At 60.5% G+C, this 19,339-nt stretch carries 13 protein-coding genes; 1 reads left to right on the plus strand and 12 read right to left on the minus strand.

From position 1 onward, the window contains the following. Positions 1 to 18: 18 nt before the first annotated feature. The 6 genes from G5S37_RS11315 to G5S37_RS11340 form a co-directional block, all read right to left on the minus strand. Positions 19 to 435, minus strand: coding sequence for a hypothetical protein (locus G5S37_RS11315; RefSeq protein ID WP_165203787.1), 417 nt, complete (start codon positions 433 to 435; stop codon positions 19 to 21). Positions 436 to 2,036: 1,601 nt separating this feature from the next. Further along, positions 2,037 to 2,492, minus strand: coding sequence for a hypothetical protein (locus G5S37_RS11320; RefSeq protein ID WP_165203789.1), 456 nt, complete (start codon positions 2,490 to 2,492; stop codon positions 2,037 to 2,039). 117 nt (positions 2,493 to 2,609) lie between these two features. Further along, positions 2,610 to 2,993, minus strand: a complete 384-nt coding sequence (locus G5S37_RS11325) for a hypothetical protein (RefSeq protein WP_165203791.1) — start codon at positions 2,991 to 2,993, stop codon at positions 2,610 to 2,612. Between the two features lie 107 nt (positions 2,994 to 3,100). After that, on the minus strand, positions 3,101 to 3,496 hold the full coding sequence (locus tag G5S37_RS11330) for a hypothetical protein (RefSeq protein WP_165203793.1): 396 nt from the start codon (positions 3,494 to 3,496) through the stop codon (positions 3,101 to 3,103). 58 nt (positions 3,497 to 3,554) lie between these two features. Further along, a complete protein-coding gene (locus tag G5S37_RS11335) occupies positions 3,555 to 3,725 on the minus strand; it encodes a hypothetical protein (RefSeq protein WP_165203795.1) in 171 nt (56 codons plus the stop codon). Between the two features lie 276 nt (positions 3,726 to 4,001). After that, positions 4,002 to 4,433 carry a hypothetical protein gene (locus G5S37_RS11340; RefSeq protein WP_206026401.1) on the minus strand — a complete coding sequence of 144 codons (432 nt, stop codon included), beginning with the start codon at positions 4,431 to 4,433 and terminating at the stop codon, positions 4,002 to 4,004. Positions 4,434 to 4,954: 521 nt separating this feature from the next. Between G5S37_RS11340 and G5S37_RS11345 the strand changes: the two genes are divergently transcribed. Continuing rightward, a complete protein-coding gene (locus tag G5S37_RS11345; protein ID WP_165203799.1) occupies positions 4,955 to 8,563 on the plus strand; it encodes a c-type cytochrome domain-containing protein in 3,609 nt (1,202 codons plus the stop codon). Between the two features lie 1,035 nt (positions 8,564 to 9,598). Here the strand turns inward: G5S37_RS11345 and ybeY are convergent. The 6 genes from ybeY to G5S37_RS11375 form a co-directional block, all read right to left on the minus strand. Next, positions 9,599 to 10,048: an rRNA maturation RNase YbeY gene (ybeY, locus tag G5S37_RS11350; protein ID WP_165203801.1), complete on the minus strand. Its 450-nt coding sequence runs from the start codon at positions 10,046 to 10,048 to the stop codon at positions 9,599 to 9,601. A 60-nt stretch (positions 10,049 to 10,108) separates the two neighbouring features. Continuing rightward, positions 10,109 to 10,654 carry a DUF1648 domain-containing protein gene (locus G5S37_RS11355; RefSeq protein WP_165203803.1) on the minus strand — a complete coding sequence of 182 codons (546 nt, stop codon included), beginning with the start codon at positions 10,652 to 10,654 and terminating at the stop codon, positions 10,109 to 10,111. A gap of 917 nt (positions 10,655 to 11,571) precedes the next feature. Further along, positions 11,572 to 11,979, minus strand: a complete 408-nt coding sequence (locus G5S37_RS11360; protein WP_165203805.1) for a hypothetical protein — start codon at positions 11,977 to 11,979, stop codon at positions 11,572 to 11,574. Positions 11,980 to 12,088: 109 nt separating this feature from the next. Then, entirely contained in the window at positions 12,089 to 13,798 is a 1,710-nt protein-coding gene (locus G5S37_RS11365; protein ID WP_165203807.1) for an HDIG domain-containing metalloprotein, read from the minus strand. A 1,028-nt stretch (positions 13,799 to 14,826) separates the two neighbouring features. Next, positions 14,827 to 16,980, minus strand: coding sequence for a S16 family serine protease (locus G5S37_RS11370; protein WP_206026402.1), 2,154 nt, complete (start codon positions 16,978 to 16,980; stop codon positions 14,827 to 14,829). Between the two features lie 122 nt (positions 16,981 to 17,102). Then, positions 17,103 to 19,271 carry a S16 family serine protease gene (locus tag G5S37_RS11375; RefSeq protein WP_165203811.1) on the minus strand — a complete coding sequence of 723 codons (2,169 nt, stop codon included), beginning with the start codon at positions 19,269 to 19,271 and terminating at the stop codon, positions 17,103 to 17,105. Positions 19,272 to 19,339: the final 68 nt, after the last annotated feature.

A 19,339-nucleotide genomic window follows, 5' to 3' on the forward strand; every position in this document is an offset into this window, starting at 1 on the left:
AGCAGAGTCTCAGGCACTTCACCCTCGTGCGGCACGGCGCATCCTGTTCTCCCAGAGCCAGAGCCCACCGGTGGGCACCAGGGTGATCGCGGCCAGGATACCTATCGGGCTGAGTCTCTCGTAAAGGTTGTAGCCGCACCTCACAAAGTAATCAAAGTGACCAAAGGACTTCAAATACGGTACTCGATGCGACCATGACGACCATACAAAACTGACGCTCATCAAGGCTGAAAGAAGCAGGAGACAGCCAAGCGCTCCCAACCCCGCTCTGCTGCTGACACGCAGCATTCCCGGAAGTGCTTTGGGATCCATCCAGTAGAACCCGAGACGCGCCAGCCCGAGACGCGTCAGCACTGCCACCGCCAGCCCGCCCCACGTCACCAGGGTCGCGATCGCCCAGAGGCTGCCTAGAATATTCAAAACTTGTGGAAACATGTGCTTGGAGAAGGGAGTTTTATCGCACCCGTGTCAATGAGTCGGCTGACTCAGCATCGCCTCCGCTGTCCCGCATCCGTACTAGCAGATGCCGGGGCGGCCTCAGATAACAGATACGCTGGGACCCTCGATTCTATATCTATAGCAAGCGCCTCGATGCTGTCTTTCATTCACCGATGGGATGGGACCGGATGCGACGGGGCAGGGGAGCGTGAATGAAAGGGGAAGCCCGGAGGCCCTTCGAATCCCCGCGTCCCGCATCGCCACCTGCACGGGCCTGACGTTCCCCACGGAGGTTAGGCGTCCCCGCCTGACAGTGGTCGTTAGGCCTCCGGCCTGACGGGTCCTGCAGCGCACCACTCGCTCTTCGCGCAGCAAGGACGACTTCGGTTAACCGCAAAGGGGCAGAGTGGCAAAGGACGCAGAGGAGTGAGTGAGTTGGCGACTGCTGTGGTCATGCACCGTGGAGAGAAGTGGTTCACCTCGACGCCAAGGAGGCAGAGACGCTCGGGACTCGTGGTGGATGGCTCTACCTGTATGGAGGTTAGGCGTCCCCGCCTGACATTGGGCGTTAGGCGTCCTCGCCTGACGGGTCCTGCAGCGCACTACTCGCTCTTCGCGTAGCAGGGCCGACTCCGGTTAACCGCAAAGGGGCAGAGTGGCAAAGGACGCAGAGGAGTGAGTGAGTTGGCGACTGCTGTGGTCGTGCACCGTGGAGAGAGGTGGTTCACTTCGACGCCAAGGAGGCAGAGACGCTCGGGACTCGTGGTGGATGGCTCTACCTGTATGGAGGTTAGGCGTCCCCGCCTGACAGTGGTCGTTAGGCGTCCTCGCCTGACGGGTCCTGCAGCGCACCACTCGCTCTTCGCGCAGCAAGGACGACTTCGGTTAACCGCAAAGGGGCAAAGAGGCAGAGTGGCAAAGGACGCAGGAAGCCTCCACGCCGCAAGCCGCCATCACATCACACTGCCGCTCCGCACCCCTCCGCCCACCTGAAGCCGGACACGCAGGAGCACATCCCTACCGTCCCATTGGAGGAGGGACGTTTTCCTCGCAGAGCGTGGTGAGCGAAATCGCTTCGAGACAGTGTGTCTTCCCTCTCAACACATCGCCACAGGCCCAAGGAACGGGAACGCCTCGTTTCCGAACCCCTGGCATTCTACCTCGCCCAAGGCATGGGGTGCAATTCATGGAAGCGTCTCGTGACTTCCAAAGCACCAATAACTTTGTACCTTTCCCAGCAGCAGGCTACCTTGCGCGCAGCGCCTTGGAGTGCGTGTGCGAAGCACCGCTTTGCGAGATGATGTTGCGAGCGTGTTGATACCTGACTTGCAGCAAGACCCGGAACGAAGCCTGCGGGATGAAGGAATGCTGGAAAGTGCAACGCTGCCTGCTGCAGCAGGCAGCTGCCCGATGCTCCGCACCGAAGCTTCCCGCCAAAGCGGCGCTACGCGCACGCACTCCAAGGCGCTGCGCGCAAGGTGGTGCACCGCAGATGCTTCGTTGTCTCAAGTGATGATCCGTCTCACGAGACGTGCAGAAAACCCAGCTCGGCACCCAGACATCGAGCCATCATCCTCTCCGGATGATGGAGCCTCCTCCTAAGCCGCCACCCGCTGCAAACGGCGCATCCAAATCAAACTCGCACCCAGCGAGATGACAGCAGCGACGGCGAAGGGTCCGGCAATGGCGGCGGTTTCGGCAAGGCCCGTACCCATGCGCGCCACAGTTTCCGCATCCCAGCTCCGAGTGGGATAGACGGAAAATCGATAGATGTAATAACCCAAATACAACACCACCCCCACGAGCGCGAGCAGGCCCTGCCGGTAGGAGACACGGAGTATCTTGGGCAGGCGCCGGTTACGTTTCGCTGGAGCGCGCCGGGAGAAGCGGGTCTTCAGTGCCATCAGCAGCGCGCCATACGAGATGAGCGTGGCCGTCAGCCAGATGGAGGCAAGGGCAATCGAAAGAAAGACTTCACCATCATATGGCCGGGGGAGTTCCAAGTACGCGTTCGCCGCGAGAAAAGGTTGCTGGCTGAAAGGTAGGGATATCATGCCGCGGCACCCTCCTCAGAAGGTCGTCATAGTCCAAGGAATTGTGGAGACAGTTTTCGGAATGCCTGCGCGGAAACTTCCATGCTCCTTGAATGCGTGCATCTGCCGTTACCGCGTTCAGAGTCGCTTGCCACGAAGGATTGCGCCCCAGATCAAACACCAAGTGGTGGGAACGCTCGTGATCGCCGCAAATCCTGCCAGCTGCGACGCGCCCACGGCAATGCCATCAATCCACTGCATGATGGACGTCAGGTTGATTCTGCCATCCCAGGACAGGCGAAACGAGATCTCAAGGCCGAACATCGCCACGATGCTCCCCATCGACACCAGTCCGAAATTCGAAGTTCCACGGAGCAGGCCCGGCAGTTCGCTGCGGTCAATGTCTGTCCAGTAGCGGGCGAACAGACCAATGATCAGCCCGCCGTACGCTCCAAGTGTCACGACCGCCCAGAAAGGGATGAAAACAATATACGCCAAGAGGAGCGTGTCAGATGACATCATGCCGTGCGCATCCTCCACAAAAGGTCGTCACAGTCCACGGAATTGTGGAATCAGTTTTCGCGATGCCTGCGGGAAGTCTTCGATTCATCTCATCTCATCAGATCAAATCAAATGAGGGCATCCCCTCGTATTCCCCGCGCCCGCAGGCCCCGCTCCCAGAACCAGCAGACTCCGGTGGGCAAAATAGCAATCACCGCGGGTAGGCTCGTGAGAATGAAGGCAGTCTTGAAATGCTTGCTCCACTCCATCACGGCGGTGACGCTGAATTCAGTCAGCGGATGATTGGAGCAAGTAAGGATCAGAATGATGATCAACACGGTGACGACACAACCCAGCGACAGGAGGCCACACTTCCAGCCGGTCTGCAGGTCCTGCGACAGTCCGGCAGGGTCCGGCCACTTTCGGTCGAGCCATGAGACAGTGGCCATCAGCACGTGTCCGTACGCCATGAAACCTGACACGAGCCAGGTGATGGCGAGGAGAATGAGAAGCGGGTCCAGCATGTTTATGTTTTATCTTATCTCAAATCTGAGGCCCGGTGCACGCACGGAAATGCTCTTTTCACACCCGCTGCCACCGGTTCTTCATCCGGCCGAGGCGGCGCATCCAGACCCAGCTCACGCCAAAGGGCACGATCACCACGGCAGCCAGCGGAAAGGTTCTGAAGACGTGCTCCGCGAGATCCCGGTAGATCTCCACGACGTCCGCGGCATTCCAGTGTGAACGTTCCACGACAAATCGACCAACGATAAAGAGAACATAGACTCCCACGCACACGAGCGCACACCGCCCCTGGCGGTAGGAGACTCTCAGCATCCGTGGCAGACGTCGATTCCGCTTCCTTGGGGAGCTTCGTCTAAATTGGCTCCGAAGCGCGACAGCCAGCGCACCATAGGAGAGCAGGGTGGAGGTCACTCCAACCGTGATGACAGCAAACCAAAACAGCAGCTCGAGATTGGACACTGCTCTTGGAAGAAATGGCGAGGAGTGCATGCAGGCTGGGTCGACCTATCCATCCCGGGTGTTGTTCATTTCATTCCAATTCATTTCACTCCATTTCATTACACGCACAGCCGCCCTCTTCCCTCGCAAGCTCCGCTCCCAGAACCAGCAGGCTCCGGTGGGCAAAATAGAAATCACCGCGATCCCGGCCACGGCGGTGAGGCCTCTTGTCATATTTTTGCTCCATTCCATCACGTCGGCGATGCTGAGTTCGCTCAGAGGATATTGCGAGAAATTGATGATCAGAAGGATGAGCGCAGCAGTGAGAACACAAACCAGCGACAGCATGCCAGACTTCCAGCCGGCCTGCAGCACCTGCGGCAGTCGGGTGGGATCCAGCGTCCTTCGGTTGAGCCATGCGAAGATGGCAAGCAGCACACATCCGTAAGCCGCGAAGCCTGTGATGATCCAGGCGGTGGCGATGAGAAGCAGCAGCAACGTTGGCATGTTTGTCTTTTTCTAGAACCAGAGGCCCGGTGCGTATACGGAAATGTTGTGCAGCCGCCGCGTGATATCGCCGAATGAGAGAGGCGGGTAGGAAAACCCGCCAACCACTGTCCGGTCAGGAGACCCGACTTCCTGTCCATCTTTGCTGCGTTGCTGCTTCGCTGCTTTGCGACAAAAACCCACCAACTCCGCTATCACGGCCGGTTCCAAGTCTTCCTCCACGGTCCCTACCTGCGCGTCTCTGCCTCCTCCGCTACGAGGCATACCACCCCAAGCCCGCGCACACATTCCCATCACCGCACCCTCCCATCCTCTGCGTCCTTCGCCCCTCTGCCCCTTTGCGGTTAACCTGAGTACGCCCCACCACGTACCACCCGCCTGCGAGCCACCCTTCCACTCACGCACCCCCTCCCCGCAACGCCGGATCACTCCCCGCGAAGCTCCTGCAAACTCCTTCATCCTCCCGAAACAATTCCTCTCGATTGACCGTAGTTGCTTAGGTGCCCTCCCGCATGATGAAAATCAATCTCCCTGCTTCCCTCATTGCCATCTCCTTCACGTCCAGTGGCTTGCTCATCGCCCAGGACGGGGGGAAGATCACTTATGTGGACCACATCAAGCCGATGCTGGAAAACAAGTGCTTCTCCTGCCACAACCCGGACAAGAAGAAGGGCGACCTGGACCTCACCTCCTTCGGCGGACTGATGTCAGGTGGCGGCGGTGGCGCCGTGGTGGAAGCGGGCAATTCGGGTGGCAGCCGCATGATCACCACCACCAAGAAGCTCGAGGAGCCCTTCATGCCGCCGGAGGGTTCGCCCCTGTCCGCCGCGGACATCGCGCTGATGGCCAAGTGGATCGATGGCGGCCTGCTGGAAACGAAGTCCAGCCTCGCGAAGAAATCCAGCAAGCCGAAGATCGATCTCAACGTCGCCGCCGGCGCGGGCAAGCCGGAGGGCCCCATCGCGCGTCCTGAGCACGTGCTGCTGGAGCCCGTCATCGTGACGCAGCACACTACCGCGGTCACCGCCATGGCGGCCAGCCCGTGGACGAATCTTGTGGCCGTCGCCTCGCCGAAGCAGGTGCTCCTTTATGATACCGAAAGCCAGCAGCTCGTCGGCATCTTCCCCTATACGGAAGGGTATGCCCGCACGCTGAAGTTCAGCAGCAGCGGTTCCCTCCTCGTCATGGGCGGGGGACGTGGCGGCAAGTTCGGCCACGCTGTTGTCTGGGATGTGAAGACCGGCAAGCGCATCACCGAAGTGGGCAAGGAGATGGATTGCGTCATGTCCGCAGACATCAGCGCAGACCACAGCAAGATCGTGATCGGCACGCCTTCGAAGAAGGTGAAGGTCTACGACGTTGCCAGCGGTGAAGAACTGTACGTCATCGGCAAGCACACCGAGTGGGTGCTCGCCACCGAGTTCAGCCCGGACGGCGTGCTGCTCGCCAGCGCGGATCGCAATGGCAACGTGAATGTGTGGGAAGCCGCGAACGGCGGTGAATTCTTCGCCCTCGGCCAGCACAAGGCCTCTTGCGTGGACCTCGCCTGGCGTGCGGATGGCAATCTCCTCGCCTCCGCGAGTGAGGACGGCACCATCATTCTCTGGGAGATGACTGAAGGGAAGCAGGTGAAGACTTGGGCTGCCCATGGTGGTGGCGTGCAGAGCGTGGCCTTCACTCCGGATGGCAAGATTCTCACCTCCGGTCGCGATGGACAGGTGAAGCTCTGGGATGCCAATGGCAACAAGCTCGCCGAATCCCCCAGCCAGGGTGATGTGGTGACGAAGGTCGTGGCCCTCAGCGACTCCAAGGGCGCCGTGTCCGCCAACTGGCGCGGTGAGCTCAAGATTCTGAGCCTGGAAAACAAGTTCGCCGAAAAGGGCGCCCTCTCCAGCAATCCGTCTCCCATCGCCCAGCGTGTGATCGAAACGGAGAAGCGCATCGCCGACCTCACCGCGCAGGTTCCCGCCGTGGAAGCCGAGGCAAAGAAGGCCGTGGATGCTGTCACTGCGAAGGAAGCCCAGCTCGCGGACCAGAAGAAGCAGTTTGCCGACACCGAGGCGAATCGCAAGGCTATCGAGGAAACCATCAAGGCCTATCCCACGAAGCTCGCCGAGCTCGACAAGCAGCTCAACGACGCGAAGGCCAAGCGCCAGGCGCATCTGGATGCCATCAAGAAATATGAGCAGACCACTGCTCAGGTGAAGGAGAAGGATGCCGCCCTCGCCAAGGTGGAGGCCGAGCTGAAGGCACTCGAAGCGGAAGTAGCCAAGTTCACCAAGCCCGAGGAAGCCCCGCAGAAAGCCGAGGCTGAGAAGAAGGTCGGTGACAAGAAGACCGTCGTCGAAGCCCAGCGCGCGCAGATTGCCCCGCTGAAGCAGGCCATCGCCACCGCACCCGGCCCTGTCGCCGAGTTCGACAAGGCCATCAAGGACACACAGGATCTCATCGCCAAGACCAACACCGAAAAGGCTGCCAAGCCGAAGGAGCTGGAGAATGCGAAGAAGGCCGTCGAAGCCTGGCCGAAGAACATCACCGAGACCGAGAAGCAACTTGGCGAAGTGCGCAATGGCGTGGCCCCTGCGCAGAAGAAGGTGGAGGAGCACAAGGCCCTCATCGCCGCCCTGCAAAAGCAGCCCACGCTTCTGCGCGCTGCGCAGTTCAATCTTGGCCTGCTCGCGGAGAAGGACAAGCTGTCCCAGCTCGAAACCGAAGTCACCGGCTACACGGATGCCGTGAAGGATTCGGAAGAAACGAAGACCAGCTCTGCCGCGACGATTGAAGCGAGCAAGAAGGCCATCGCCGAAGCCACCGCTGCCATCCCCGGGCTGGAAGCCGCTCTTGCCAAGGTGCAGGGCGAACTCCCCGGTGTGGAAAAGATCATCGACCCCTCCAAGGCGCAGGAAGGCACGCTCGCTGCTGAGGAAGCGAAGCACAAGACTGCGCTCACCGCGAAGGAAGCCGAGCTGAAGGGCTTCGAGCAGGAGAAGGCCGCCCGTGTTGCTGCCGCACAGAAAGCGGTGGAGGACATCTCCAAGCAGATCGATGCGCTGAACAAGCAGCTCAACGATGTGAATGGGAAAGTCGCAGGACCGCAGAAGCAGTCGGATGAAAAGAAGACTGTCTTCACCGCTGCCGAAGGAGAGCTGAAGGCCGCCCAGGAACAGCACGCCGCCGCCACCAAGGCCCAGCAGGCGAAGGCCGCCGAGCAGAAAACCAAGGACGCCGCCCTCGCCGCTGCGCACCAGGCCACCGAGACCGCGCAGAAGTCCGTGCCGCCCGCCTCCAAGGCGCGCCAGGACGCCGATGCCGCCCTCGTGGCGAAGAAGGGTGAACTCGCGCAGAAGGAAAAGGACCTCGCTGCCGTGACCGCCTCCAACAACGCGGACCAAATCGCTTCCACCCAGAAGCAGGTGAACGATCTCAAGGGAGCTGTCACTGCCGCAGAGAAGAAGGCCGGCGAAACTGCCGCTGCCGTCGCCGCGCTGGAGCAGGCCGTGAAGGTGAAGCAGAACGACGAAGCCGCCGCCAAGGCCGCGCTGGAAACCGCGCGCAAGGCTTCCTCAGATGCTGACAAGGCCATCGCCGCCGCGGCCAATGCCGTGAAGGACAAGGAAGGCCGCATGCGCTCGACGCGTGGTGACTTCGAGAACGCGGAGAAGATTGCCGCTCCTCTGCGCAATCAGCGCGACAACCTTGCCGCGCAGATTGAAAAGCAGAAGGCAGCTCGTGGTGAAAAGCAGGCCGACCCCGCCAATGCGGAGAAGGACTTCGCCGCCAAGGCCCAGCCCGTGCAGGCAGCCATCGCGCAGATCAAGACCGCGCTCGAACCCGTCGAGAAGCAGCTCGCCGAAGTCCGCGCCAAGCTCGCTGCTGACATGAAGGTCGTGGAAGCCAAGCGCGCCGAGGTCGGCAAAGCCCTGGCCGATGTAGCCGCTCAAAAGAAGCGCATCACCGACAGCAACGCCGCCATTGAGAAGTCCACCAAGGCCATCGCTGATGGTGAAAAGACCATCGTCGAAGCCAAGGCCGCGCTCACCAAACTCGAGCCCCAGCTTCCTCCGCTCCGCGACCGCGTGAAGCACCTCACCGACCAGTACCTCGCGATGCTGCCGAAGTAAGCGCGATAGCGGAACGAACAATATCAAGAAGGGCAGCCGGTACACGCCAGCTGCCCTTCTTCGTGTTCTTGTGTTGGTCGCAAAGCAGCCAAGCAGCGAAGCAGCAAAGAAAAGGAGGTTAGGCGTCCTCGCCTGACAGCGGACGTTAGGCCTCCGGCCTGACGATCACCAAGCCAACCACACGCATTCGGCTCGTCACCTTGCGTGGCCGATTCCGGTTAACCGCAAAGGCGCAGAGAGGCAAAGGACGCAGAGGATTGGAAGGTGTGGCGGGAGGGTGGTGGATGTGATTTGGCGTGGTACCTCTCGACGCTAAGGAGGCGGAGACGCACAGATACGCCACATGCTCGCGCTCAGGCAAGGAGGTTAGGCGTCCCCGCCTGACAGCGGACGTTAGGCCTCCGGCCTGACGATCACCAGCCGAACGGAGCGACTACGTTCTCTCACCACCCACCACATCGCCACCCTTCAAGGAGTGGGGACATTCCTGTCCCCATTGCTCACGTGATGTGGCATCGCGTGATGACGATTCATCCCTCAGAGGCGTACACGAGGGATTTGCTACACGTTGTGCCACTACTGACTGACTTCGTCTGAAATCGTGGCAGACCGAAATGGGGGCAGGAATGCCCCCACTCCTTGACCGGCCGCGACGCACTAACCTATCTCAGGCACGCAATCGTTCCGCGTCACCATCGTCAGGCCGGAGGCCTAACGTCCACTGTCAGGCGGGACGCCTAACCTCCTCCTGAGGTAGCCCGCGAAATGTGCGGGTATCTGCGCGTCTCTGCCTCCTCTGCAACGAGACGCACCACGCCACAGCACGTTCGTTACCGGCCCACTCAAACCCACCAATCCTCTGCGTCCTTTGCCTCTCTTGCCCCTTTGCGGTTAACCAGAATCGACCACGCAAGCCACCACCCGCACGCAACCGCAACGAACCCTCATCTCCTTTGCTGCTCTGCTGCTTCGCTGCTTTGCGACAAAACCTCACGCAGGCCTGCTCTACCCTGCACCCTCACCACCCCTCACGCTTCACTCCCACACTTCTCCCAGAATCCTCTCCTGAATCGCGTGCATCTGCTTCCGTTCCTCCTCCTCGCGATCATCCCAGCCGGCGAGGTGCAGCAGGCCGTGAATCACATACAGGGCGGTCTCCTTCTCCCACGGCTGGCCGTGCTCGGCGGCCTGGCGTTTCGCGGTGTCCAGTGAGATGAGAATCTCCCCGTGGTGAAACGTGATCACATCCGTGGGGGTGGGGTCATTCATGAAGTCCCCGTGCACCGCAGCGATGGCGTCATCATTCACAAAGGTGATCTCCACCTCCTCCAGTTCCAGCAGTGGCGCATCCTCCGCCGTCGCCTCGGCCTTCACCTTGGGCAGCGCGTGCTTGGCCACGGTGCGCCAGCGGGGCAGGGGAGCCGCCGCGCCCTTCACTTCAGGGTGGTGATTGTAGAGCCGAAGCGTGGGCTTCAAGGTTGCCATGAGATGCTGTGGTGTAATAGGAGGTGATGTGAGGAAATCCGGTGGCAGGATGACATCCCACTACGGTGACTGCGATGCAGCGGCGGGTGGCCTGGAAAAGTGCAGCACCATGGAAATCACGAAGATCACCGTGGAACCCATCATGATGGCCACCACCAGCATCACCGGTGCGGATTCCAACGTCTTTGGCGTCTGCTGATTCGCACGCAGCACGCATTCATGCATCACCCCCATGCCGAGTATCATGCCACAGGCGAGCCACAGGGCGGCGCGGGTCATCCACGCCATGGTGACGGGACGCTGCTCCTCCGCCAGCCAGTACTCGCGATAGGGCAGGTTCACGAACCGCGCGGGCACCTTCCGGATGATGAGGAACGCTCCCACAATCAGCGACGGCAGGCCGATGCCCATGCCCGTCATGAACCACAGATGTTGCTGCCGTGTCATCCACCCATCCGGAGTGCCATCCATCGTAAAGTGTGTCGCCACCTTCTCCGGCAGCCGGTCCGCACTGAGCCACGCATGCACCAGGAACGCCACGATCGAGAGCACGAAGCATGTGCCTGCGAAGGTGATGGGCTGGGGCTGGGGTTCGAGTTTTGGCATGAAGCGGGGTGGAGAGAGAAATGACACGTTCGCGAAACCGTCAAGACCAAAGGCACTCCACCCAGGTCACAGAAAGAAGGAACTGACTCCAATTCCAATGATTGAAAGCTGCACCACAGTACAGACTATACCCAAGAAAATCGTGGCGCCAGCCTTTGCACCATGTATCCGGAGCGACTCTTTGAGTGTGGAAGAGATAAAAACATCAGCCACAATCAACCCCACAACGGTCCACCAAAGCCAGGAGTAAGTCTTGTTTGACCACAACATTGCAAATGCCACCGCTCCCAAAATATTTGCCAACAATCCCATCGCAGCGCCATCCAACACAGCTTGACCAACCCGTCAACGCTCAGTAGCGCGACACTTACCGCCTGGGGTGTGAATGCCCCGGAAGAGTCGCACCCGATGCCCTGTTTTGTCATCATCACCACCATGAGTTTGGAGGGTAGAGGGGCGCACGGAAAACGGGTCGTGGAGACGTCTCGTGAATCATCACACGCGTGCAGCACAGAATTTCCCCAGCAGCCACCACCTTGCGCGCAGCGCCTTGGAGTGCGTGTGCGAAGCACCGCTTTGGGAGAGCGCGCCACAGAAACGATTCAGCTGCAACCCCACCGGTGTGATGCGAACGAAGTGCCCAAGGATCGGGAACGCCTCGTTCCCGAACGATTGATATAGCCATTCCGAGCGGCCATAGCATGCGTCGTCACCCCACGATCCATGCGGCACTCAAGAAGAACGCGGACAGAGCACGGCGTTGCATGCATGAGGCGGAGGGATTGCCACGTCAGTCGTTCGGGAACGAGGCGTTCCCGTTCCTTGGGCACTGCGCTCTTGCTGTAGTGGTGAAGATCGCAGCTTTGTGGATTGTTCACGCGTTCCTCCCCAAAAGGCGGCTCCCGCGAGGCGCATTCCTAGTCCCCGCCGTAGGCATCCACAATCTTGCCTCCTGCCAGAATGACATTCACGCCAAAGTCTCCCCACGAATCATCCCCAGTGAACGCAAGGTTGATCTCTCCCTTGCTGGCATAGTCATCCAGACTGACCGAAAGCAACTCCCTCGTCGACACATCACATGAATCACCATCGAGGTTCTTCAGGACCTCGCGATCGATTTCAGGCAGCAGTCTCCGCATATCGACAAGGGCGGTGCGCGCCCATTCGAATGCCTGTGGGTCAAACTCCCGTCCCGACAGAGTGAACTCGGTCCCGTCTAGCTCAAATTCCCATTCCTCAAGGGTCGTACTGTATTTCGCCCAGTCATCACCCATGATGACATCCGGAGGGGGAGGGAGTACTGGCTTTTTTCGAAAGGGCCACATCGGTGCTCAGCGGTTGGCTTGGGTGGTCGTAGTCAAGCCAAACACCCTGTGTGTGTGGCATGTTTTTACCGAATAGCCCAATACCACCAACCTCACCACTACAAATCCCTCACGCCGCCGTGCTGCCGCGCACCTGGGTCTTGGTGCCCGAACCCGAACCCGAACCACCGCCACCATGATGGCTGTGCCCATGCCCATGGTCGGAGGGACGATCCTTGTCGCGGTCCCGATCCCGTTCCCGCTCCAGGTCACGTCCTTGCTTGCGCACTTCTTCGTCGCGGGTCTTCTCTTGGGTTTCCTTGGGGTACTTGATGCGGCTGTGCATCATGCTCATCAAGGTCTTCACAAAACTCGCCTTCACTTCATTCAGTTCGGCCAGCGTCAGGTCGCACTCATCGAGCTGGTGGTCCAGCAGACGGTTGCGCACAATGTCATCCACCAGTTGCTCCACGCGGTTCGGGGTGGGTTTGGCCAGCGTGCGGCTCGCGCTCTCCACGGCGTCCGCCAGGGAGATGATGGCGCTTTCCTTGAACTGCGGCCTCGGCCCCGGATAGCGGAAGCCGTCTTCGCTCACATCCGGCACATCGTCCTGCCGCGCCTTGTCTTCCTCCACCAGCTTCAGCGCTTCCTTCTTCTGCTCCAGCGCGCGGCGGTAGAAATAGTACACCAGCGAGTTCCCGTGATGCTGCTCGATGACATCGATGATCGCGCTGTTCAGGCTGTGTTTGATCGCGATGTCCACCCCGTCCTTCACATGGGCGATGAGCACCAGCGCACTCATGCGCGCCGTGAGGTCATCGTGCGGATTGTTCTCCGGGTCCATGTTCTCGATGAAGTACTCCGGCTTCGTGAGTTTCCCGATGTCATGGAAATAGCTGCACACGCGGCACATCGTCGCATTTGCGCTGATGGATTCAGCCGCCGCTTCGGCGAGGTTCGCCACCACCAGCGAGTGGTGATAGGTGCCCGGCGCTTCCATACTGAGGCGCTTCATGAGCGGGTGGTTCAGGTCACCCAGTTCCAGCCAGGAAATCGCCGTGGTGCGGTGGAAGAGCGATTCAAAGGCCGGCAGCACCGCGCCCGCCACCATGACCGAAAGGATGCCGCAGAAAAGCGGCGCAGCCATGGTGAGCGCTTCGCGACCCTTTGCCACCGCCATGGGCATCTGGCCGAAGAAGACCATCATGCCTGTGGCAAAGATGCCCAGATAGACCCCGCTGGTCAGCAGGCGGCTTCTGCGGCGCACCTTGCGCGTGACGAACACGCCAAAAAAACCAATCGCCAGTGCTGCTGCGATGAAGGTCAAAACAGAAGGGGAGGGCACCAGCGGCGCTCCCAGGATGGCGGCATACAGCGCACCAAAAAAACCAAGCCGGCGACCCGCCAGCATGCAAAGAATCATGGGCGCCAGCGCATGCGGCACCAGAAAGACGGCATAGTCCGGCGTCCAGCTCCGGTGGTGCGCATAGCTCAGCACCGCCCCGACCAGGGCCAGGTGCAGCCCCAGGGCGGAAAGCATGAGTACCGCCGTGCCATTCGTCCGCAGGTGCTTGGGAAAGCCCAGCGCCCAGTGGAGCGTGGCCGTCAGGAACACAGCAGCGATGAAGACCGGGCTCACCCCGGCGGCATTCGGCAGGTTCTCCGCCAGGGCGCCCAGAAGCGGCGTCGTCACCAGAAAGCCGGCGGCAAAAATGCTGATGCCCACCAGCGGGTTCTCACGAAGAATCTCCCAAAATTCGCTGTCGAGATGCTTGCGACGCGTCTTTCCACAAGACAGACCCTGCCGGGTCAGACGCGACCGTTTGATGAAATCCAACATAGTTCCCGGCTCCGAGCCGGACGTAATCTTAAGGGTTTTCGGGGTGAGCACAACACATTCCGCAGACCAAACCCTACTGTTTTAGTCGGGAATATCCGTCTCGCCCCGTCTTTATTAGTACGGAGCGCGAATGCCCTGCTGAAAAATATTTTTACTCGACTCTCGTGCAGACCGCCCGAGAGGGTTTTGGGAGGATGTGGGGAGGCGAAAAAGGGGGAGGGCACGGAGGTTAGGCGTCCCCGCCTGACAGTGGACGTTAGGCCTCCGGCCTGACCAGCAAATCCTCGCATGGTCTTCGCCTGTCAATCCCACCACGAGGCCGTTTCCGGTTAACCGCAAAGGGGCAAAGGACGCAGAGGATTGAAGGGGTAGGGCGGGAGGGTAGGAGGACGTGCCCCGGCGTGGTGCGATTCGATGCAACGGAGGCAGAGCAGCGCAGATACCCACATGCCGGTGCTTCGCCTCAGGCGGAGAGGTTAGGCGTCCCCGCCTGACAGTGGACGTTAGGCCTCCGGCCTGACGGCTGTGACGCGGAGCGATAACGCTTTCCCACCATCCAACACGTCGCCACCCTTCAAGGAGTGGGGGCATTCCTGCCCCCATTTGCTGGCGCGCAAAGAGCTTGATGCGGTCCATGTGTCTCTGAAGGTGACAGGCCGACCCGCAGGGAGCGGCACTAGCCTTAGTGCCGGTGGTTGGCAAGTGGGGGTGCGGAGCCCTTCTTTTCGAAGCTTTCGAGGACGCCTCCGAGCTCCTCGCGTGGCCATGCTGCAGATGACGGCACTAGGCTAGTGCCGCTCCCTGCGAGACAGTCGCTTCGTTGGTGCGGTTGGGTGGCTTTTTACTATGTTGAGATGTAGCGCACCTCAAATTGGGGACAGGAATGTCCCCACTCCTTGAAGGGTAGCGATGTGTTGGGTTGGTTGAAGGACGTAATCGATCCGATGACTCGTGATCGTCAGGCCGGAGGCCTAGCGCCCACTGTCAGGCGGGACGCCTAACCTCCGTTCGCTGCTGCGTTTTCTCTATCATTTCTCCAGTTCCTCGCGGATCACCGGGTCATTGATGATGCGGGCGTAGGTGGAGTTTGCGGACGAGGCGGCGATGTTGATTTTGCTCCGCAGTTCCGCAGCGCGGCTCACGCTTTGAGGCGGGCGATCCTGGGCTTCCTTCACGGCCGTGCCGAAACTGATGATGGCATCGGCATACGGACGGACCCGCGCATCACACCGGGTGCGCAGGGCCTGCATGCGCGTGATGCTGCTGCCCACGGAGGCTTTGCCAATGGTGTCAAAGGCATTCGACTGCGACTGGTTCGACTTGATGGCGGCCAGCAGGTCACCCGCGGCATCGTCGATGGCGGAAAGGGAGCCGGCGAGGGTCAGCGTCTGCGGCACCTTGCCGGAGGCATACATGAGCAGGTATTTTGCCGAGAGATTGTTCGGCGAGTCCTGCAGCACCTGCTGCAGCTTCGAGATCACGTGTTGGTTTCGCAACCAATTGCCCATCTGGCCCGGGTTGCGCAGCAGCACCTCCTGCACGCGGCTCATCTCCTCAATGGCCGCCTGCGTGGCCGCAGGCTTGTCCGCGGTAGCCAGGGCCTCGGCATCGCGGAAATGCTGCAGGCTGTAGATCTGGATGCTGGCAAAGGGTCCCGGTCCATCACTGAGCAGCAGGTCACCGAGGGAGGACTCGTTCTTGATGGGAATGCCGATGATCTTGCAGTGACCCTTCGTCGCGCCACGGATTTTTGCGGCCACGCCACCGATGGGTTGCACACTGCCATCCGCATTCATATCCCCGGTCACGGCAAAGGCCTGGTCGAGTTCCTTCCCCGTGATGAGCGAGTGCAGCAGCAGCGCGCAGGCCACGGCGGCGGAGGGGCCGTCCTTGTTGGAGTACTTGTCGGCGAAGGAGAGCTCAATCTGGTAACCCGCAGGCCAGCCTCCTTGATTGACCTGGGTGAACTTCGTCACTTCCTGCAGCGCCTTCGCCATCATGGCCCCCACCGGTTGATTGAAGCGCACCGTGGGCGCGTCCGTGCTGTACCCCTTCAGGGCGATGGCGGCCATCTTCGAGGCGCTGCCCGCTTCACCGCTGCCCAGGGACATGATGAGCAGTCCGTGCACATTGGTCTGGTTCAGCTTCAGCCCCGTGTCCGGTGCTCCCAGGGTGGGGGACGTCACCGCGTTCGTGGAGATTGGGGTGGTGAACGTGGGCCCTGTCGTGGGCATGCGCGGCGGCATGTTCGTAGAGAGGGTGGTATTTGAAGGGGCCGGCAGCACGGAGGCCAGCGGTTTCATCGGCAGCACGGAGGGCAGTTGATTGAGGGATACCTCACCCTTGGCGAAGGAGTGGCCCAGCTTGCTGCCTGTGGGTACTGCCGGATCCAGCGGCACGATGGTGTACTGGGGCAGCTGCGCGGTGATCTGATCCGCCGTCTCTATCGGGTGGAAGTCGGCCGGAATCTGCAGCGGCACCGTGGTGATTTCCGCCAGGGGCAGGCCCGGCACCAGGGTGCACGAGTCAAAGGAGCACTGCTGCGTGATGGCCAGAAACGGTGAGCTGTACGAGCACTGGATGAAGGCGCAGTTCTTCACCTCCGTTTGCGCAGCCTTCAGGTTGGCGAGCAGGCCGGGCCGGGAGAGCAGCATCGGCAGCATGGAGCCCGGGCCGTACATCGTGCAGTTTTCCATCTTCAGGCCCATGACCGTATCCGGTCCGCCCTTCACCTGAAACTGTGCCTTGTTCAGCACTGAGTTCTTCAGCTCCAGGTGGGCTCTGAAGCGGTCGCGCGGCTCAGTGGAGTTGGGCGACTGATTGGCCGGCAGACCGGAACTCATCATGAAGGTCACCCCATCGAAAACACAGTCCTCAAACGAGGCCCGACCGCCGACACTGACGTCGATGGTGCCGCCTTTGAAGACGACATTCCTGGCCCGGAAATTCGTGTGGCAGATGGTCAGGCTCACGCCGTTGACTTCCGTGCTCTCGGACATGCTCACTTCGAGCGGCTGTGGGAACAACCCCCTGGGGGAGTTGTTCAAGATGGGGCCGCTGAAGAAATAGATCGGCTGCGCAGACTCATACCGGCCCACGGGGATGGTGGTGGATACATTGCAATACACCGTATCACTGGTGGTCTGGGCGGGTGCTTCCGCCGATATTACAAAGAGCGACACTACACATGCCGCCATACCAGAGAGGCTCCTCAAAAGGAGAGTCCTTGGTTTCGATTTGCCGTTCATTGGAGGAAATAGGTTTGTCGGTCTGTCCATGGCAGAGTGCCCCGGTGGTGGGCTGTCTACTCGTTCATCGCTTCCCGCACAGCCGGGTCATTGAGCAGCCGGCTCAGCTCCGCATCCACGGCATCCGACGCATTGCGAATCTTGGCCTTGTATTCCTCCACCTGTGAGACGGTCTTGGACGGGCGGTCAAAGACCTCTTTCATGGCGGTGCCAAGCCTCAGGAGAGCGTCGGCGTACGGCCTGGTGCGGGCATCACACCGGGCACGCACTGCCTGCAGTCGTGTCAGGCTGCTGCCCACCGAGTCTTTGTTAATGTTTGGCAGAGCACCACCTCCGTTGGCGTTGATGGTGTCGAGCAAGACCTTGCCGGCTTCATCGATGGCATGGAGGGAGCCGCCCAGCGAGATGGTCTGCGGCAGCTTGCCAGAGGCATACAGCAGCAGGTATCGGGCGGAGAGATGGTTGGGCGCATCCTTGAGCACCTGCTGGAGTTTGGCGATGACATGCTGGTTGCGCAGCATGCCTCCCATCTGCGCCGGATTGCGCAGCAGCACTTCCTGCACCCGGTTCATTTCGGTGATGGCTGCCGTGAGTGCCTCCGGCTTCGTCGTCAGCGCCAGCGCCTCTGCCTCGCGGAAATGCTCGAGGCCAAAGATCTGCACGGTCGCAAAGGGGGCGGGTCCGTCAGTCAGCAGCAAGTCTCCCAGTTCGGAAACACTCGTCGCGGGAATGCCGGCGAGCTTGCAGTTGCTCTTGGCCGCGCCGCGAATTCTCTCCGCGACTCCGCCGATGGGCTGCACACTGCCATCCGCATTCATGTCACCCGCGACGGCGAAGGCAGGGTCGAGTTCCTTACCGGAGATCATGGAGTGCAGCAGCAGGGCGCTGGCCACGGCTGGGGAGGGCCCATCCTTGTACGAGTATCTCCCCGTGAAGAAGAGCGTGATTTCCTGGCCCTGAGGCCAGCCGCCATGGTTGAGCTGGATGAATTTTGCCACCTCCTGCAGGGCTTTGCCCATCGCCGTGGTTACAGGAACGTCGCAGCGTACAGACCCACTGCTGCCGGGAGCGCCCTGTACGGCGGCAGCCTCCAACTTGGCCAGGGAGCCCTCTGATCCACCACCCAGGCGTGGCTTGAGTTGTAGATTGTCCAGGCTTACGCGCGGAATTTTGAGACCCGAGTCGGGTGCACCGTTGGTCCCGGTCGCTGTGGCGCTGACCAGTGTGGGAGGAGCTTCTGCCTGCCGCTGCGGCCGCACGCGGGGTTGCGGTTGCGGCTGGTTGGCGACAGGCGGCATCCCCGGCACTGGCGGCGCTCCCGGAATCGGTACCGCGGGAGGCACCACCGTGGCGAGGTTGGTCACTGGGACCACTGATGTAGGCAGGTCATTGGTGGAAATCTCCCCATTGGTCAGCGTGTAGACCAGTTGGCATCCCGGCAGGACCTTGCCCGAAGCGGGGGTGAGGATGAGTTGGGGATAATTCGACTTTATCGCCTCGGCCGACTCAGGCTGCTGGAACGTCACGGGCACCGTGACGGGCGCAGTAAGAGCTTCAAGGTTGTCGGCAGTCTCCAGCACGCAGGAGTCAAAGAGGCACTCCTTCGTCAGTGCCAGGAAGGGGAGGGTGTAGGTGGATTGGACGAAGGCGCAGGACGTGATCTCCGTCTCAGCCTTCTTCATGTCCGCCAGAAAGGTTGGAGTCACAGGCGGAAAGGACACCAGCCGGCTGGGGCCGAGCACGGTGCATTGTTCCATCTTCAGGCCCACCACGATTTTCAGACTCGTCGCCGCCTCTGACTTGCGAGACGTTTCAAAAGTGACCCGGTTCAGTACCGAATTCTTGAACCAGAGGTGCGACCGATGGCGCTCGAAATCGTCATCAGAATGATGTGCTGAGCCCATGACGAAGGTCACTTGCTCAAATTTGCAGTCCTCGAACGAAACTTTTGCCTCTTTCTGCCACAGTGAGATACGGCCGCCCTTGAAGTACACGCCCTTTGCCCGGAGGTGACAGTTGGACAGATCAAAAATGATATTCTCAAACTTGGAACCCTCAGCCAAGCTGAGGTCAATGGGCTGGCCAAGACGTACGGTTTGGTTCTTCTCGTACAACGTTCCGCCACAGACCTGGACGAGGGAGTTCGCAACATAATTCCCAAAGGGAACGGTCGTGTCCTTCGTGATGTAATAGGGCCCTCTGCTTTGTGCGGATGCATCTTGCACGATTGCCAGCAAGACGAGCGCTGTGACAACAGCCGCAGGGAGGGTTTTAGTAATTGCTCCGAATTTCA

It is taken from the genome of Roseimicrobium sp. ORNL1, assembly GCF_011044495.1.
Classification (GTDB): Bacteria; Verrucomicrobiota; Verrucomicrobiia; order Verrucomicrobiales; family Verrucomicrobiaceae; genus Roseimicrobium.

Bases quoted from the DNA above. Each gene is read 5' to 3' on its own strand.
- G5S37_RS11320 (WP_165203789.1), bottom strand. From the start codon at position 2,492: ATGATATCCCTACCTTTCAGCCAGCAACCTTTTCTCGCGGCGAACGCG.
- ybeY (WP_165203801.1), bottom strand. From the start codon at position 10,048: ATGGCAACCTTGAAGCCCACGCTTCGGCTCTACAATCACCACCCTGAA.
- G5S37_RS11345 (WP_165203799.1), top strand. From the start codon at position 4,955: ATGATGAAAATCAATCTCCCTGCTTCCCTCATTGCCATCTCCTTCACG.
- G5S37_RS11360 (WP_165203805.1), bottom strand. From the start codon at position 11,979: ATGTGGCCCTTTCGAAAAAAGCCAGTACTCCCTCCCCCTCCGGATGTC.
- G5S37_RS11325 (WP_165203791.1), bottom strand. From the start codon at position 2,993: ATGATGTCATCTGACACGCTCCTCTTGGCGTATATTGTTTTCATCCCT.
- G5S37_RS11330 (WP_165203793.1), bottom strand. From the start codon at position 3,496: ATGCTGGACCCGCTTCTCATTCTCCTCGCCATCACCTGGCTCGTGTCA.
- G5S37_RS11355 (WP_165203803.1), bottom strand. From the start codon at position 10,654: ATGCCAAAACTCGAACCCCAGCCCCAGCCCATCACCTTCGCAGGCACA.
- G5S37_RS11315 (WP_165203787.1), bottom strand. From the start codon at position 435: ATGTTTCCACAAGTTTTGAATATTCTAGGCAGCCTCTGGGCGATCGCG.
- G5S37_RS11365 (WP_165203807.1), bottom strand. From the start codon at position 13,798: ATGTTGGATTTCATCAAACGGTCGCGTCTGACCCGGCAGGGTCTGTCT.